Source organism: Tepidiphilus sp. J10, from assembly GCF_006980785.1.
GTDB lineage: Bacteria > Pseudomonadota > Gammaproteobacteria > Burkholderiales > Rhodocyclaceae > Tepidiphilus > Tepidiphilus olei.
Genome location: NZ_SBHP01000004.1, coordinates 125887 through 141036, shown reverse-complemented (window position 1 = coordinate 141036; position 15150 = coordinate 125887). Strand labels below are relative to the sequence as shown.

Genomic DNA, 15150 nt, shown 5'->3' with positions numbered 1-15150 from the left:
TGCGCCGATTATAAAGTATCTGGATGGTAGTATTGGCGGATCGCGGGCACTTTGCCGATGTCCCAGTGCGCCACCGCCCAGGCGAGGAGTTCGGCGGGCGGGGCGCCGCGCAGTTCCGCCGGCGGCGCATGGCCGAGAAAGTCGAGCGCTTGGGCGATACGCACGCTCGCCTCGGCGGCCTCCAACGGGCGGGCGAGCGTTTGCTTCGAGAGCTTGTCGCCGTGCGCGTCGACGGCCACCGGCAGATGTGCGTAGCGCGGCACCGGCAGCTCCAGCGCACGGTGCAGGGCGATTTGGCGCGCGGTGGAACCGAGCAGGTCGGCGCCGCGCACCACGTCGGTCACGCCGCCGAGCGCATCGTCGATCACCACCGCGAGCTGGTAGGCGAAAACGCCGTCGGCGCGCTTGACGACGAAGTCGCCCACCTCGCGCGGCAGATCCTCGACGATACGCCCCTGGATGCGATCGTCGAAGGTTACCGTTCCTTCAGCACGGAAACGCCAGGCTCGCGCCGCTTTGCCCGGCGGCAACCCGTGGCGGCAGGTACCGGGGTAGAGCGTGCTGCCGTCGATCGCCCGCGGCGCCTCGGTGAGGTCCTTGCGGCTGCAGCCGCAGGGATAGAGCCAAGCACCCTCGCGCAACCTCGCGAACGCGGCCTCGTACTGCGCCAGATTTCGGCTCTGGTAGGCGACTTCGCCGTCCCAGGCAAAACCGTAGGCTTCGAGCGTGCGCAGGATGTCGGCATCCATGCCGGGAATGGCACGCGCCGCGTCGAGATCGTCGATGCGCACGAGCCAGCGCCCGCCGCGCGATCTCGCGTCGCAATGGCTGGCGAGCGCCGCCAGCAGCGAGCCGAAGTGCAGCCGACCGGTAGGGGAGGGGGCGAAGCGGCCGACGACGGGGGAGGGCGGAGCGGCACGGGGCGGATGTTTCATCGTCGCTTGCGGCATGGCGGGGAAAGATGGCATGCTCGATCCTACTACGAGACGTGTGCAAGGAGAGGGGGATGGAGGAACGGCCCGTGCAGGGAAAGGACGGTGCGGCGTATCGGCTCCGGGAAGTGCCCCGCTGCCGGCGGCTGCCGCTGCGGGGTCTGGAAGAATCGTGCGTGCGCGAATGGGGGCCGGAAGGCGGGCTGCCCGTGTTCCTGCTGCACGGCTGGATGGACAGCGGTGCCACCTGGCAGTTCGTCGTCGATGTCCTCTTGGAGCAGGCGCCATCCTGCCGTCTGATCGCCCCGGACTGGCGCGGCTTCGGCGATAGCGCCTGGTGTACCCACGGCTACTGGTTTCCGGACTATCTGGCGGATCTGGAAGCGCTGCTCGATGCGCTCGCGCCTGGGAAAGACGTGGTGCTGATCGGGCACAGCATGGGGGGCAACGTCGCCGGACTCTATGCCGGCATTCGCCCGGAACGCGTGCGCGCGCTCGCCCTGCTGGAAGGCTTTGGTCTGCCGGAACATCGCCCCGAAGAAGCGCCGCAGCGTTATCGCAGCTGGCTCGACCAGCTCGCAGCGCCGCCCACCTTGAACGCCCCGGAATCGATCGAGGAATTCGCACAGCGCCTGTGCCGGCGGCACCCTCGTCTGCCGCTCGATCGGGCGCGCTTCGTGGCGGCCTCCTGGCTGCGGCAAACGCCGGAGGGGCGACTCGTTTTTCGCGCCGATCCGCGGCACAAGATCCTCAACCCCATTCTCTATCGTCTGGAGGAAGCCAAAGCCTGCTGGCGCGCCATCACCGCGCCTTGCCTGTGGCTGTGGGGCGAGGAATCGGAAATCCCCCGCCAGCTCGCTGCCGACTGGGAGGCGCGCAAGGCGTGTTTCCGCCGCTGTGAGGGACGGTCGATCGCCGAAGCGGGACACATGATGCATCACGAGCAGCCGCAGGCCGTGGCGCAGGCGTTGGGGGAATTCATCGAACGGGCAGTGCGGACGCCAGACTGAGACCGTCGGTTCAGTCGATCACTTCCCAGCGTCCTTCGCCCACGGCGCAGGCCTTGCCGCGGACTTTCTCCTTGCGCCCGTCGCGGGTGATCACCGTCTCGTAATGACGGCACTTGCGCCCATCACGGACGAATTCATCCAGCGGGGTGACGGCATAGGTGACGCCATAAGGAGTACGCCAGCTCACGGTCTGTCCCCGTTTGCCAAGCTCCAGCGTGTGCCCAAAACAGGCCCGATCCTCTTCGTCCATCTGGCGTCCCAGTTCGGCGCCAAGCACGGCGCCGAGGACGCTGCCGAGGATGATCGCCGCCGCCCGACCGCCGCCCTCGCCGATTTGGCTACCCACGGCGGCGCCGGCCATGCCGCCCAGGGCCGCACCGAGCGCCTCGCGGTTGCAGCGTCCGGCATAGATGCCGAAATCATTGCCCCATTTTTTTCCCGAATACCCCAGATAGAGCGGGTCGTGCTGCTTGCGCCAGCCGTGGGCCGGGGCCCAAGAAGGAGGATCGGCAAGCACGGGGGCCGGCAGTGCAGAGGAGAGGAGGGTGGCTGCGGCGGCAATCAGGATGCCACGTGAAAAAGGACGTTCCATCGAAAGACTCCAGGATGTCATGCCGAACGATGCAAGATTATCTCGTGTCGTCGGTCGTGGCGCATCATTTTTTCAGACGGTAACTCAATTGCGGCCGCGTCAGCCCGAGCAGACGCGCTGCCGCCGAGAGATTGCCGCCGGCGCGTTCCACTGCGCGGTGCAAGACCATGCGCTCGAAAGATTCGAGGGGAATGCCCCGTTCGATCAGCGTGTCGGCGAGGTCGGCGTGCGTTTCCCCGGTGTTTTCTTCCAGACCTCCGCTCACGCCCAGCACGTGGGCGGGCGGTCCTTCAGTGCCTTTGCCAACGAAGAGATGTTCTACCTCGATGGTGCCGTGGTTCGGCGCAAGGATCACGCCGCGTTCGATCATGTTCTCCAGTTCGCGCACGTTGCCCGGCCAGCGATAGGCTTTGAGTGCGAGCATGGCCTTGTCGCTGATGCCGGCGATCTTCTTGCCATGCAAACTCTGGAAACGCTCGATCATCGCTTCTACGAGGAGGGGAATATCGGAGATGCGCTCGCGCAGCGGTGGGATATGGATCGGATAGACGTTGAGCCGATAGAAGAGATCACGGCGAAAACGCCCTGATTCGACGGCCTGCTGCAGGTCGACATTGGTGGCGGCGACCAACCGGACGTTGATCTTGCGTACCTGCTCGCCGCCGAGCCGCTCGATTTCCCCTTCTTGGAGTACCCGCAGGAGTTTCGCCTGGGCCGAGAGCGAGAGCTCCCCAACCTCGTCGAGAAAGAGCGTGCCGCCATCGGCCCGTTCGAATTTGCCGGCACGCGGGGCATGGGCGCCCGTGAAGGCGCCACGCTCGACGCCAAAGAGCTCGGATTCGATCAGCTCTTCCGGAATGGCCGCGCAATTGACAGCAACGAAAGGCCCGTTCTTGCGGGGGCTGAGCTCATGCAGCGTACGCGCGAAGCGTTCTTTACCCACGCCGGTTTCGCCCAGCAGCAAAACGGTCACCTGCGTGGACGCAGCCCGGGCCACGAGATCGTAGGCACGCAGGAACGCAGCAGAGGTACCGATGAGATCGGGCACGCGGCGCGGTTCGGCCAGGGTGTTGCGCATCGCCTCGATCTCTTCACGCAGTTCCAGCAAACGGCCAACGATGGGGTCTTCCTCGAAGAAATGAATTAGTTCCGGAGCGTCTTCCCATTTTTCCTTCGGTTTGCCCACGATGTGGCAGTGTTCGTGCCCCATCGCCGCGCAGGCGGTTTCCCGGAATAGGATGAAGCGGTTCATGAAGGCGGAGGTGTAGCCCGAAGCGTAACCAATCATCATCCAGCAGGTCGGCTCCTCGCTCCCGCCGAAGACCTGCAGGTGAGCCTCTGCCTCCCAGGAATGAACCCAGGCGAATTCGCCATGGAACGTATCGGCCTCGAGCTCGATCTTGAGGGGAATGACGCGGGCGCTGCCTTCGAGCATGTGCAGCTGGGGGCCGACGACGAAGGCATCCCGTAGTGTGCTGTGCGGTCGTGTCTTCTTGGCGAGTTCCGCATCGCGCATGCCCGAGACGAATCCCATCCGCGTCAGCAGCCTGCGCGCCTGAAGCTTGCCCACCGAAGTAACCAGCTCCTTGCGCAGGGCGGCGAGCGACCCGACGTGCAGCAACAGCATGCGGTGCTCGCCGAGCCAAATCAAACCGTCTTCGGGCAGGAAACGCAGCAGGCTGCGCAGATCGGAGCCTTCCGGGTACTGAATCACTGCCATCTCTCCTCCCCCGTGTGATCGGCGTCTGCGCGCCGTGAATTCCCGGAACGTTCGACGAGGCGACACCCCGGATGGTTCTTGCTTGTTTCGTCGCGCCGGCTCTTCGGGCTGTCCGTTCATCGATGATACAGGCTCTTCCGGGAGATTTTCGGGGAGACGGCGAATCGTCCACCCGGAGTTTACGTTGCAGCGCAATAAATTTCATGTATCAAATAATAAAGCAAATTGGCTGATTTGATCAAATGATTAACCGCATCTCGATAAAAATCTCGAGAAAACGTGTTTTTTACAGGAGATTATTGTTTGGCACGAGATTTGCTAATGATTGATGGCCAACATGAGCGGAGTCATGGCATGGAAAATCCGGAACAGGGATTCGACGTCGAGCGCAAGTTCGTTCGGGTGCTGGAACGGCGTGCCGATGGCCTCGTGGTCTTCGAGTTTGCCATCGGTGAGCCGCAGCTGTGCGTCGACATGCTGCTGCCCGCCGATGCGTTCGAGCGTTTTTGCGAAGAACAAGGGGTGATTCGCCTGAGGGAAGGTGAGCGGGAAGAATCATCTTCTGATTGGGATTGGAACATGCACAAGGCGGCACAGCAGCGCTTTCGCTGAGCCTCGTTCAAACAAGGAGGAGACGTTTCATGCAAATCGATCTGCGAACGGTGACGATCAAGCCATTGCGCCAAACGTTCGACCATATCGCCCGATACCTCGGCACCGACAAGCCGGTGTCGCGCTACCTCGAAGGCAGCCTCGGCATCCAACCGAAGGACATTTTCCACTACCGCCCAACCTGGGAGCCGGAGCGGGAGATCTTCGATGAGGGACGCACGAAGATCCGTATGAAGGATTGGGATGCGCTCAAGGATCCGCGCCAGTTCTATTACGGTGCCTATACCAGTGCCCGGGCCCGGCAGCAGGATACGGCCGAGGCCAATTTCGACTTCGTCGAATCGCGCGGCTTGGTCGAGGCGCTACCCGAGGAGGTGCGGCAAGCCGCCATCGCGCTGCTCGTGCCCCTGCGCCACCTCGCTTGGGGAGCGAACATGAACAACGCCGCCGTTTGTGCCTACGCCTATGGCGGAATGGCGGCGCAGGCAGCCATCTACCAGTCGATGGACCAGCTCGGCATCGCGCAGTACCTTACGCGCATCGGGTTGCTCTTGGGAGACGTGGAGGCGCTGTCGGCGGGCAAGCAAGCTTGGATGAACGATCCGGCCTGGCAGCCGCTGCGTCGCTACGTCGAGGACAGTTTCGTCGTCAAGGATCCTTTCGAGCTGCACACGGTGCAAAACCTCGTGCTCGACGGGCTGCTCTACCCCCTGGTCTATGACACGATCGTCGATCAGGTCTTCGCCGCGCGCGGTGGGGCGGCGATTGCCATGCTCACCCAGTTCATGACCCAGTGGTCGGCGGAGACGCGCAAGTGGGTCGATGCGACGCTGAAGGCGATCGTGACGGAATCGGCGGAGAACCGCAGCATCGTGCAGGATTGGGTCGATGCTTGGCTTCCCCGGGCGAAGGAGGCCTTGTTGCCGGTGGTGGCGATCGCCGTGTCCGAGCAAGCGCCGGCGCTGCTCGATGAGGTGATGGAGGGGTTTGCCCAGCGCCTGGCCAAGATCGGCCTGTCGGCCTGAGGGAGGAAGAAGATGTCGACCGTATTCATCGCCTTTCAGACGAACGAAGAGACCCGCCCGATCATCGAGGCCATCGTCGAGGACAACCCCCACGCGCGCGTCAATGAAGCACCGGCCATGGTGAAGATCGATGCCGATGGGCGGCTCATCGTCAAACGCAGCTCGATCGAGGAGCGCCTCGGGCGCGAGTTCGATCTGCAGGAGCTGCACATCAACCTCATCTCGCTCTCTGGCAACATCGAAGAGGACGAAGATCAATTCGTGCTGGTTTGGAAAAACTGACACCGGGAAGGAGCAAGGGACATGGATATGCAAGTGGCGAAAAAGAAGCTTGGCCTGAAGGAGAAGTACCAGGTCATGACGCGGGATCTCGACTGGACCCCGACCTACCAGAAGATGGAGGACATCTACCCTTACGTACACTACGAAGGCATCAAGATCCACGACTGGGACCGCTGGGAGGACCCTTTCCGCCTGACGATGGACGCCTACTGGAAGTACCAGGCGGAAAAGGAGAAAAAACTCTACGCCATCATCGATGCCTATGCGCAGAACAACGGGCATCTCAACGTCACCGACGCGCGCTATATCAACACCGTAAAACTCTTCCTCACCGGCGTCAGCCCCCTCGAATACATGGCACATCGCGGTTTTGCCCATGTGGGCAGAGCGTTTCCCGGCCCGGGGCCGCGCGTGGCCTGCCTGATGCAGTCGCTCGACGAGATGCGGCACTTCCAGACCCAGGTCCACGCCATCTCCAACTACAACAAGTATTACAACGGATTCCACGATTTTCGCAAATGGCATGATAGGGTCTGGTATCTCTCGGTACCCAAGTCTTTCTTCGACGATGCCATCACCGCCGGACCGTTCGAGTTCATCGTCGCCATCGGCTTTTCCTTCGAATACGTGCTCACCAACTTGCTGTTCGTACCCTTCGTCTCGGGGGCGGCCTACAACGGCGACATGGGAACGATGGCCTATGGTTTTTCGGCCCAATCCGACGAGGCGCGGCACATGACGCTGGGGCTGGAGGTGATCAAGTTCATCCTCGAACAGGATCCGGCCAATCTGCCCATCGTGCAGCGCTGGATCGACAAATGGACTTGGCGCGGCTATCGGGTGCTGACGCTCGTGGCAATGATGATGGACTACATGCTGCCCAAGCGCACCATGAGCTGGAAGGAGGCTTGGGAGATCTACTTCGAGGAAAACGGCGGAGCGCTCTTCCGCGATCTGGCCCGCTACGGCATTCGCATGCCGAAGTGCGCCGAGACGATCGCCCTGGAAAAAGATCATCTCTCGCATCAGGCGTGGTGTACCTTCTACAACTACACCGCCGCCACCGCGTTCCATACTTGGCTGCCGAATGAGGACGAGATGCAGTGGCTCTCGGCCAAGTATCCCGACAGCTTCGACAAATACTACCGGCCACGCTTCGACTTCTGGCGCGAGCAGGCGGCCAGGGGGAACCGTTTTTACAACACCACGTTACCCATGCTGTGCCAGACCTGCCAGGTTCCCTTGTTTTTTACCGAGCCGGGCGACCCGACCAAGATCTGCTACCGCGAAACCGATTACAAAGGCATGAAGTACCACTTCTGCTCGGACCACTGCAAGGAGATCTTCGAGCACGAGCCGGAAAAATACGTCCAGGCATGGCTTCCGGTACACCAGATCTACCAGGGCAATTGTTTTCCCGAAGGAACCGATCCCACGGCCGAAGGATTCGATCCGCTCAAGGCGGTATTGCAGTGGTACAACATCATCCACGGTCGCGATAATCTCGATTTCGAGGGTTCCGAAGACCAGAGGAATTTTGCCGCCTGGCGCGCCCAAGCGACCCGTAACGTTTGAATCCGATCATCCATGAAAAACACGAGACGACGGTGTCAACCGTCGTCCTTTCAGGAAGGAGACCGACATGGCTGTTGCCGCCATTGGTGAATATTCGTTCGAACCGCTCGACCTCGAGGAGAAATTCCACGGGAATCGCCTCCTCTACGTGGGCTGGGAAGACCATCTACTGTTTTGCGCACCGTTCGCTTTTCCCTTGCCTCCCTCGATGCCTTTCCGCGATCTGGTAGAAAAGGTCTTGCCTCCTGCGTACAGCTACCACCCCGATTTCGCCCGCATCGATTGGGCTGCGGTGCAGTGGTTCAAGTCTGGCCAACCATGGCAGCCCCAATGGGACGAAAGTCTGGAAGCAAACGGATTGCGCCATAAGGATGTGATCCGTTTTCGTACGCCCGGCCTGACCGGCATCGCCGGATCGTGCAGCTGACCAGGATACGAACCTCGGGGAGGACGGCATGAGCCATCAGCTGACGATAGAACCATTGGGGCAGACGATCGAGGTCGAGGAGGGGCAGACCATCCTCGATGCGGCACTTCGCGCCGGTATCTGGTTGCCACATGCCTGTTGCCATGGTTTATGCGCCACGTGCAAGGTACAGGTGCTGGAAGGGGAAGTCGATCATGGCGAGGCGTCGAACTTCGCGCTGATGGATTTCGAACGGGAAGAAGGAAAAACACTCGCCTGCTGTGCCCGGCTGGAAAGCGACGTGGTGATCGAAGCGGAGATCGACGAGGAGCCCGACGCCGAGATCATCCCGGTGCGCGATTATACCGGTACCGTCAGCCGGCTCGTGGATCTGACGCCGACCATCAAGGGCGTGTTCATCACGCTCGACGAGCCGCTGCGTTTCCAGGCAGGACAGTACATCAACCTCGAGATCGATGGAGGACGCCTCACGCGAGCGTTCTCGCTGGCCAATCCTCCTTCGCAGGCAACAGAGGTGGAACTCAACGTCCGCCTCGTGCCCGGCGGGGAAGGAACGACCTGGATCCACACGCAGCTCGCCGAAGGCGACCGTATCCGCCTCTCCGGCCCTTACGGTCGCTTCTTCGTGCGCAAGTCCGCCCCGGGCGACTTGATCTTCATGGCGGGAGGATCGGGACTATCGAGCCCGCGCTCCATGATCCTCGACCTGCTGGAAGAAGGGGATCGGCGCAACATCACCCTCATCTATGGCCAGCGACGTCGCGACGAACTCTATTACCACGAGGAGTTTCTCGAATTGGCCCGCCGCCACCCCAACTTCCGCTATGTGCCGGCACTCTCCGACGAACCGGCCGAGTCTTCATGGGATGGGTTTCGTGGCTTCGTACATGAGGCAGCCAAAGAGGCTTTCGGCGGCGATTTCCGCGGCCACAAAGCGTATCTGTGTGGTCCGCCCAAAATGATCGAGGCGTGCATCGCCACGCTCATGCAAGGGCGACTCTACGAGCGGGACATCCATACCGAAAAGTTCATCTCGGCGGCCGATGCCCAGCAAGTGCGTAGTCCGCTCTTTCGTAGCCTGTGAACGGAGACGCCGAATGGCCGACTCAAGGGTTCAAGGTGAAGAAATCTCGCGGCATGCGCCGTACGGCTTCCAGCGTGCGCAAGATATGGTCTCGCAACAAGGCCGTGGCTTGCGCCGCGTCGCGCCGCAAGGCTGCCTCGAACAGGGCGTGATGTTCCGCATGGACGTCGCGCGGGATGGGGCGGCGAAACACGCTCAGACGGCGGTAGCGTTCCGACTGACGATAGAGGATGGCTTGGAAATGATGCAACCAGCGGGAGGGGCAAGCCTGGATGAGACTTTCATGGAAGATGCGGTTGCGCGTTTCCCATTCGGCCACGGCTCCATGATCTTGCGCCAGACGCTCCTCGGCGCGACTCAGGAGATGAAAAGCGGAGACGAGATTCGCTTCCCACTCCTCGTCACCGGCTTGGATCGACTGGCGCAGGGCCTCGGTTTCGATCAGGACGCGGGTGCGGGTGATGTCCTCGAAGTCCGTCAAGGAGATAGGAGCGACGCGAAACCCTCGTTGACCTTGTACCAGCACGAGGGCATCGGAGACCAGGCGCAACAACGCTTCCCGCAGTGTGCCCGCGCCGACGTCGTAGCGGTCCTTGAGGTGTTCGACACGCAGTTTCTCACCCGGGGCGAGGATGCCTTCGACGATATCGTCGCGCAGACGCTGATAGGCCGCTTCGACGAGGGTGGTTGGTTCGGGGGCAGAGAAAATGGTTCGATCGTTCATGGAAGAAGTCAAAGGACGTCAGTGCGCATTGTATCGGAATCGGTTGCAAGAGGTACTTGAAAATCTCGAGATTCTATGTTTAAATCGAAAAAAATAATAATCGATACGGAGGAAGGAGATGGAAATGGAGCTAGAAGTTCCGACGACGACGCTCAGTTGCGAAGCCGGGCAAGCAGCCGTCAGTGCCGCCGTGCAACACGCGCGACAGCTGGGCGTGCGGATCAACGTCGCCGTGTGCGACGCTTCTGGCTTGCTCGTCGCCTTTCTGCGCATGCCGCTCTCCTTCCCCCAATCGATCGAACTGGCCATCGACAAGGCGCGCACTGCGGCAGGTTTCGGTTTTCCGACCTCGGCCTGGCTGTCGGTCTGCGGCGAGGACGAGGCGATGAAACTTGGCTTTTCCTCGCGTGCCGGACTCATTTTTTTTGGCGGCGGGGTGCCGATCCGCCTCGGTGATCGGGTCATTGGCGGCATTGGTGTCTCTGGTGCTTCCGCCTCACAGGACGAAGAGTGCGCCCATGCCGCGCTTGAGGCCTTGGGGATCGGGGCGACGGTTCGATGAACCGCGTGGCAGCATGCCGTGAGGAGAAAAAGGATGGAGACGATAGAACTTGCCTTGGGGGACGAGATGACTTCGAACCCTGCGCCGGAGCCTGAAAAAGAATCCCATGAAGTCCTGCTCGTTCAAACCGGTGAGGTGTACGCCTGCAGTGAAAACGAGTCCCTGCTTGCCGGTATGTGTCGCCTCGGTCGCAGGGGAATCCCCGTAGGTTGCCTCGGTGGTGGCTGCGGTGTTTGCAAGGTCAAAGTGGTTCGCGGTGAAGTGGCCAGTCTTGGGCCGATCAGTAGGGCTCATGTCAGCGAGGAGGAGGAACGGCAAGGATACACCTTGGCGTGCCGTGCTGCGCCGAAAGGAGCTGTCATCTTGGAGGTGGTCGGTAAGATGCAGAAATCATTTTTTCATGGGTTCGCCATACAACAGAACGTTTCACGCACGAAGCAAGGAGGAGCATCATGGGAGTCTTGAGAATGGGCCATGCCAGCCTGCGGGTCATGGATATGGATGCTGCGCTGAGGCATTATGAGGACGTCTTGGGTTTGAAGACCGTCATGAAAGACAAAGACGGAAACGTTTATTTGAAGTGCTGGGACGAATGGGACAAATATTCTTTGATTCTGACCCCTTCTGATCGGGCGGGTTTGAACCATGTCGCCTACAAAGTTGAGAAAGAGGAGGATCTCGATATCCTGCAAAAACGCATCGAGGACTATGGCATCGCCACCGAGATGCTGCCCGAAGGCAGTCTTCCTTCGACCGGGCGCATGCTGAAATTTTCTCTGCCCAGCGGCCATGAAATGCGCCTCTACGCCACGAAAGAGTATGTCGGCACCGATGTGGGTACCGTCAATCCCGATCCGTGGCCAGACGGACTCAAAGGGGCGGGGGCGCACTGGCTCGATCATTGCCTTTTGATGTGTGAGCTCAATCCGGAGAAAGGCATCAACCGGGTGGCCGAAAATACCAAGTTCATGCAGGAAGTGCTCGATTTCTTCCTCGTCGAACAAGTGGTGGTCGGTCCGGGCGGCGCGATGCAGGCGGCCACTTGGCTCGCGCGCACCAGCACGCCGCACGACATCGCCTTCGTCGGCGGGCCGAGAAATGGGCTGCACCATATAGCCTTCTTCCTCGATTCTTGGGACGACATTTTGAAAGCGGCCGATGTGATGGGCAAACATGGCACCAAGATCGATGTGGGGCCCACGCGACACGGCATCACACGGGGGGCGACGATCTATTTCTTCGACCCGAGCGGAAACCGCAACGAGACTTTTGCTGGACTCGGTTATCTCGCCCAGCCAGATCGTCCGGTGACGACATGGACGGAGGATAAGCTCTGGAATGGCATTTTTTATCATACTGGGGAACCAGTGCCGTCATTTACAGAAGTTTATACCTGAGGATACGGTGATTAACCCAGGTTCCGTCTTGGAGCCTGGCTTGTTACGCCGCTGCGATCCATAATTTAAATTGAGTATGATTATGAAAGAAATCAGTAACTTTGTTAACGGTGCCTTCGTCGCCACCGGCAAGACGTTCGAGAAACGCTCACCCGTCGACGGCCGGGTGATCGCCTTGGTTCATGAGGCGGGACAAGCCGAGGTCGACGCCGCGGTTCAGGCGGCTCGTGCCGCCCTGAAAGGCCCTTGGGGCAAGCTGACGGTGGCCGAGCGCGTCGAGCTGCTCTATGCCGTGGCCGATGGCATCAATCGGCGTTTCGACGAATTCCTCGCGGCCGAGTGTGCTGATACCGGCAAACCGATGAGCCTCGCGCGTCACATCGACATTCCTCGCGGCGCGGCCAACTTCAAAATCTTTGCCGACGTCGTCAAGAACGTACCGACGGAATTCTTCGAAACGCCGACGCCCGATGGCCGTGGGGCGCTCAACTATGCGGTGCGGCGTCCCATCGGCGTGGTCGGCGTGATCTGTCCGTGGAATCTGCCGCTGCTGCTCATGACCTGGAAAGTCGGCCCGGCGCTGGCCTGTGGCAACACGGTGGTGGTCAAACCCTCCGAAGAGACGCCGCAGACGGCCACGCTCCTTGGGGAGGTAATGAACGAAGTCGGCATCCCCAAAGGGGTTTACAACGTCGTGCATGGCTTCGGCCCGCAATCGGCCGGTGAGTACGTCACCACCCACCCGGGAGTGAATGCCGTCACCTTTACCGGCGAGACGCGCACGGGCGAAGTCATCATGAAGGCGGCTGCTCATGGAGCGCGCCCCGTCTCGCTCGAGATGGGGGGCAAGAATCCCGGCATCATTTTCGCCGACTGCGATTTCGACGCGGCAATCGAAGGGACGATGCGTTCGGTCTTCGCCAACTGTGGTCAAGTGTGTCTGGGTACCGAGCGCCTCTACGTCGAACGCCCCCTCTTCGAGCGCTTCGTCGAGGCGCTCAAGAAAGGTGCTGAGAACCTCAAGCTGGGACGCCCCGAGGATCCGACCACGACCCTGGGCCCGCTCATTTCCCACGAACATCGCCGCAAGGTGCTCTCTTATTACGAAAAAGCCAAGGCGCTGGGTGCGACGGTGGTCACCGGCGGCGGCATTCCCGACATGCCGCCGGAGCTCGCCGGCGGCTCTTGGATCCAGCCCACCATCTGGACCGGGCTGGGCGACGATTCTCCCATCGCCCGGGAAGAAATCTTCGGCCCTTGCACCTTGATTCAGCCGTTCGACGACGAAGACGAGGTGATCGCCCGGGCGAATGACACCGACTATGGGTTGGCCTGCGCGATTTGGACCAAGGATCTCAGCCGGGCGCACCGCGTCGCTGGCCAGATCGAGGCTGGGCTCGTGTGGATCAATTCCTGGTTCCTGCGTGATCTGCGCACCCCCTTTGGCGGCATGAAACAATCCGGCATCGGTCGCGAAGGGGGCGTGCATTCGCTCGAGTTCTACACCGAGCTCAAGAATATCTGCGTCAAACTGTGAAGGCGAGGGCACGATGAGCGAAAACAACCCCGAAATCGGTCGCAGTATCGTCGCCGCCGGGATTCGTACCAACTACCATGACATGGGTAACGGCTTTCCCGTCCTGCTCATCCATGGTTCCGGCCCCGGTGTATCGGCCTGGGCCAACTGGCGGCTGGTGATGCCCAAGCTGGCGGAAAAGTGCCGGGTGATCGCCCCCGACATGGTGGGATTCGGTTTCACCGAACGTCCGCAGGGCTACACCTATTCGATGGACAACTGGGTGCAGCATGCCTTGGGGCTGCTCGATGCGCTCGGGCTGGAGAAAGTCGACCTGGTAGGCAATTCCTTTGGTGGGGCGCTGTCGCTCGCGCTCACCATCCGTCATCCTCATCGCGTGCGCCGGCTCGTGCTGATGGGAAGTGCCGGGGTTCATTTCGAGATCACGCCCGGTCTGGACGCCGTGTGGGGCTATACGCCCAGTTTCGAGAACATGCGCAAGCTCATGGATCTCTTCGCCTGGAATCGGAATCTGGTCAATGACGAACTGGCCGAGTTGCGCTATCGCGCGAGCATCCGTCCCGGGTTTCAGGAGAGTTTCGCCGCCATGTTCCCAGCGCCGCGCCAGCGTTGGGTCGATGCGCTCGCCAGCCCCGAGGCGGCGATCCGTGCCATTCCGCACGAAACCTTGGTCATTCACGGTCGTGAAGATCGCATCATCCCGCTCGAGACCTCGCTCAAACTGTCGCAGTGGATCGCTCGTTCGCAACTGCACGTCTTTGGCCGCTGCGGGCACTGGACGCAGATCGAACATGCCGACCGTTTCGCCCGCCTGGTGAGCGATTTCTTCGCCGAAGCGAGCATCGACGAACCCCATCCCCTGGAAGGAACCGCATGATGGAAGATTCTCTGTTACAGCGACTGGGCGTGGAGCTCTACGAGGCGTGGAAAAGCGCTCGTATGATCGAGCCGCTCAGTGATCGCCATCCGGAGCTCACGATCGAGGCGGCCTATCGCATCCAGCAGCATTTCATCGGGCAGCGGCTGGCCGCCGGCGAGCGCGTCGTCGGCAAGAAGATCGGCGTCACCTCCAAGGCCGTCATGAACATGTTGGGTGTGTATCAGCCGGATTTCGGCTATCTGCTCGATGGCATGGTCTACAACGAGGGCGAGGCGATTCCCGCCGACAGCCTCATCCAACCCAAGGCCGAGGGCGAGATCGCCTTTCTGCTCAAGCGCGATCTGCGCGGTCCCGGCGTGACCGCGGTCGACGTGCTCGCGGCCACCGAAGCGGTAATGGCCTGTTTCGAGATCGTCGACTCCCGCATCCGCGATTGGAAGATCAAGATTCAAGACACGGTGGCCGACAACGCCTCCTGCGGCGTCTTCGTGCTTGGTGATCAACTCGTCGATCCCCGCCGTGTCGATCTTTCCACCTGCGGCATGGTTCTGGAGAAAAATGGCGAGATCGTCGCCACGGGGGCCGGAGCAGCCGCGCTCGGCGCACCAGCCAACGCCGTGGCCTGGCTCGCCAACACGCTCGGCCGGCTGGGCGTGCCGCTCGAGGCTGGCGAGATCATCCTCTCCGGCTCACTCGCCGCCATGGTGCCGGTGCGTGCGGGCGACAGCCTCTGCGTGACGATCGGCGGCATTGGCCGCTGCTCGGTTCGTTTCACCTGACCCACAAAAAAG

17 protein-coding genes are annotated in these 15150 nt (G+C 61.2%); 13 read left to right on the top strand and 4 right to left on the bottom strand.

All coding sequences use genetic code 11. From position 1 onward, the window contains the following. Positions 1-8: 8 nt before the first annotated feature. Positions 9-935: a tRNA glutamyl-Q(34) synthetase GluQRS gene (gene gluQRS / locus EPD81_RS07360; protein WP_142804839.1), complete on the bottom strand. Its 927-nt coding sequence runs from the start codon at positions 933-935 to the stop codon at positions 9-11. 71 nt (positions 936-1006) lie between these two features. Between gluQRS and EPD81_RS07355 the strand changes: the two genes are divergently transcribed. Further along, positions 1007-1942: an alpha/beta fold hydrolase gene (locus EPD81_RS07355; RefSeq protein WP_142804810.1), complete on the top strand. Its 936-nt coding sequence runs from the start codon at positions 1007-1009 to the stop codon at positions 1940-1942. Positions 1943-1952: 10 nt separating this feature from the next. Here the strand turns inward: EPD81_RS07355 and EPD81_RS07350 are convergent, their stop codons facing one another. Further along, complete coding sequence (locus tag EPD81_RS07350) at positions 1953-2534, bottom strand: RT0821/Lpp0805 family surface protein (protein ID WP_221929264.1); 582 nt, start codon at positions 2532-2534, stop codon at positions 1953-1955. 64 nt (positions 2535-2598) lie between these two features. Next, on the bottom strand, positions 2599-4254 hold the full coding sequence (locus tag EPD81_RS07345; protein WP_142804808.1) for a sigma-54-dependent Fis family transcriptional regulator: 1656 nt from the start codon (positions 4252-4254) through the stop codon (positions 2599-2601). Between the two features lie 354 nt (positions 4255-4608). Between EPD81_RS07345 and EPD81_RS07340 the strand changes: the two genes are divergently transcribed. The 6 genes from EPD81_RS07340 (at position 4609) to EPD81_RS07315 (ending at position 9259) form a co-directional block, all read left to right on the top strand. Then, a complete protein-coding gene (locus tag EPD81_RS07340; protein ID WP_142804807.1) occupies positions 4609-4866 on the top strand; it encodes a phenol hydroxylase subunit in 258 nt (85 codons plus the stop codon). Between the two features lie 29 nt (positions 4867-4895). After that, entirely contained in the window at positions 4896-5891 is a 996-nt protein-coding gene (locus EPD81_RS07335) for an aromatic/alkene monooxygenase hydroxylase subunit beta (RefSeq protein ID WP_142804806.1), read from the top strand. A gap of 12 nt (positions 5892-5903) precedes the next feature. Further along, entirely contained in the window at positions 5904-6173 is a 270-nt protein-coding gene (locus EPD81_RS07330; RefSeq protein WP_055422909.1) for an MmoB/DmpM family protein, read from the top strand. 21 nt (positions 6174-6194) lie between these two features. Further along, positions 6195-7748 (top strand): aromatic/alkene/methane monooxygenase hydroxylase/oxygenase subunit alpha, encoded by a 1554-nt coding sequence (locus EPD81_RS07325; RefSeq protein WP_142804805.1) that lies wholly within the window; start codon positions 6195-6197, stop codon positions 7746-7748. Positions 7749-7815: 67 nt separating this feature from the next. After that, a complete protein-coding gene (locus EPD81_RS07320) occupies positions 7816-8175 on the top strand; it encodes a phenol hydroxylase subunit P4 (RefSeq protein WP_142804804.1) in 360 nt (119 codons plus the stop codon). A gap of 28 nt (positions 8176-8203) precedes the next feature. Further along, complete coding sequence (locus EPD81_RS07315) at positions 8204-9259, top strand: NADH:ubiquinone reductase (Na(+)-transporting) subunit F (protein WP_142804803.1); 1056 nt, start codon at positions 8204-8206, stop codon at positions 9257-9259. A gap of 22 nt (positions 9260-9281) precedes the next feature. Here the strand turns inward: EPD81_RS07315 and EPD81_RS07310 are convergent, their stop codons facing one another. Next, on the bottom strand, positions 9282-9983 hold the full coding sequence (locus EPD81_RS07310) for a GntR family transcriptional regulator (RefSeq protein ID WP_142804802.1): 702 nt from the start codon (positions 9981-9983) through the stop codon (positions 9282-9284). Positions 9984-10107: 124 nt separating this feature from the next. On the opposite strand from EPD81_RS07310, the gene EPD81_RS07305 reads away from it, so the two are divergent. The 6 genes from EPD81_RS07305 (at position 10108) to dmpE (ending at position 15138) form a co-directional block, all read left to right on the top strand. Further along, positions 10108-10545: a heme-binding protein gene (locus tag EPD81_RS07305; RefSeq protein WP_142804801.1), complete on the top strand. Its 438-nt coding sequence runs from the start codon at positions 10108-10110 to the stop codon at positions 10543-10545. A gap of 66 nt (positions 10546-10611) precedes the next feature. After that, the gene (locus tag EPD81_RS07300) at positions 10612-11010 is read left to right on the top strand and encodes a 2Fe-2S iron-sulfur cluster-binding protein (protein ID WP_142804838.1); all 399 of its coding nucleotides are present in this window, start codon (positions 10612-10614) and stop codon (positions 11008-11010) included. Beyond that, positions 10998-11942 carry a catechol 2,3-dioxygenase gene (locus EPD81_RS07295; protein WP_142804800.1) on the top strand — a complete coding sequence of 315 codons (945 nt, stop codon included), beginning with the start codon at positions 10998-11000 and terminating at the stop codon, positions 11940-11942. The genes EPD81_RS07300 and EPD81_RS07295 overlap by 13 nt, the downstream gene beginning before the upstream one ends. A gap of 82 nt (positions 11943-12024) precedes the next feature. Further along, positions 12025-13479 (top strand): 2-hydroxymuconic semialdehyde dehydrogenase, encoded by a 1455-nt coding sequence (locus EPD81_RS07290; RefSeq protein WP_142804799.1) that lies wholly within the window; start codon positions 12025-12027, stop codon positions 13477-13479. A gap of 13 nt (positions 13480-13492) precedes the next feature. After that, positions 13493-14356, top strand: coding sequence for an alpha/beta fold hydrolase (locus EPD81_RS07285; RefSeq protein WP_142804798.1), 864 nt, complete (start codon positions 13493-13495; stop codon positions 14354-14356). After that, on the top strand, positions 14356-15138 hold the full coding sequence (gene dmpE / locus EPD81_RS07280) for a 2-oxopent-4-enoate hydratase (RefSeq protein ID WP_142804837.1): 783 nt from the start codon (positions 14356-14358) through the stop codon (positions 15136-15138). The genes EPD81_RS07285 and dmpE overlap by 1 nt, the downstream gene beginning before the upstream one ends. Positions 15139-15150: the final 12 nt, after the last annotated feature.

What these genes read in the sequence shown, in the direction of transcription:
- EPD81_RS07290 (WP_142804799.1), top strand. Translation starts at nt 12,025, where the DNA reads ATGAAAGAAATCAGTAACTTTGTTAACGGTGCCTTCGTCGCCACCGGC.
- EPD81_RS07315 (WP_142804803.1), top strand. Translation starts at nt 8,204, where the DNA reads ATGAGCCATCAGCTGACGATAGAACCATTGGGGCAGACGATCGAGGTC.
- EPD81_RS07345 (WP_142804808.1), bottom strand. Translation starts at nt 4,254, where the DNA reads ATGGCAGTGATTCAGTACCCGGAAGGCTCCGATCTGCGCAGCCTGCTG.
- EPD81_RS07305 (WP_142804801.1), top strand. Translation starts at nt 10,108, where the DNA reads ATGGAGCTAGAAGTTCCGACGACGACGCTCAGTTGCGAAGCCGGGCAA.
- gluQRS (WP_142804839.1), bottom strand. Translation starts at nt 935, where the DNA reads ATGAAACATCCGCCCCGTGCCGCTCCGCCCTCCCCCGTCGTCGGCCGC.
- EPD81_RS07300 (WP_142804838.1), top strand. Translation starts at nt 10,612, where the DNA reads ATGACTTCGAACCCTGCGCCGGAGCCTGAAAAAGAATCCCATGAAGTC.
- EPD81_RS07285 (WP_142804798.1), top strand. Translation starts at nt 13,493, where the DNA reads ATGAGCGAAAACAACCCCGAAATCGGTCGCAGTATCGTCGCCGCCGGG.
- EPD81_RS07295 (WP_142804800.1), top strand. Translation starts at nt 10,998, where the DNA reads ATGGGAGTCTTGAGAATGGGCCATGCCAGCCTGCGGGTCATGGATATG.
- EPD81_RS07340 (WP_142804807.1), top strand. Translation starts at nt 4,609, where the DNA reads ATGGAAAATCCGGAACAGGGATTCGACGTCGAGCGCAAGTTCGTTCGG.
- EPD81_RS07330 (WP_055422909.1), top strand. Translation starts at nt 5,904, where the DNA reads ATGTCGACCGTATTCATCGCCTTTCAGACGAACGAAGAGACCCGCCCG.
- EPD81_RS07335 (WP_142804806.1), top strand. Translation starts at nt 4,896, where the DNA reads ATGCAAATCGATCTGCGAACGGTGACGATCAAGCCATTGCGCCAAACG.
- EPD81_RS07320 (WP_142804804.1), top strand. Translation starts at nt 7,816, where the DNA reads ATGGCTGTTGCCGCCATTGGTGAATATTCGTTCGAACCGCTCGACCTC.
- EPD81_RS07325 (WP_142804805.1), top strand. Translation starts at nt 6,195, where the DNA reads ATGGATATGCAAGTGGCGAAAAAGAAGCTTGGCCTGAAGGAGAAGTAC.
- dmpE (WP_142804837.1), top strand. Translation starts at nt 14,356, where the DNA reads ATGGAAGATTCTCTGTTACAGCGACTGGGCGTGGAGCTCTACGAGGCG.
- EPD81_RS07350 (WP_221929264.1), bottom strand. Translation starts at nt 2,534, where the DNA reads ATGGAACGTCCTTTTTCACGTGGCATCCTGATTGCCGCCGCAGCCACC.
- EPD81_RS07355 (WP_142804810.1), top strand. Translation starts at nt 1,007, where the DNA reads ATGGAGGAACGGCCCGTGCAGGGAAAGGACGGTGCGGCGTATCGGCTC.
- EPD81_RS07310 (WP_142804802.1), bottom strand. Translation starts at nt 9,983, where the DNA reads ATGAACGATCGAACCATTTTCTCTGCCCCCGAACCAACCACCCTCGTC.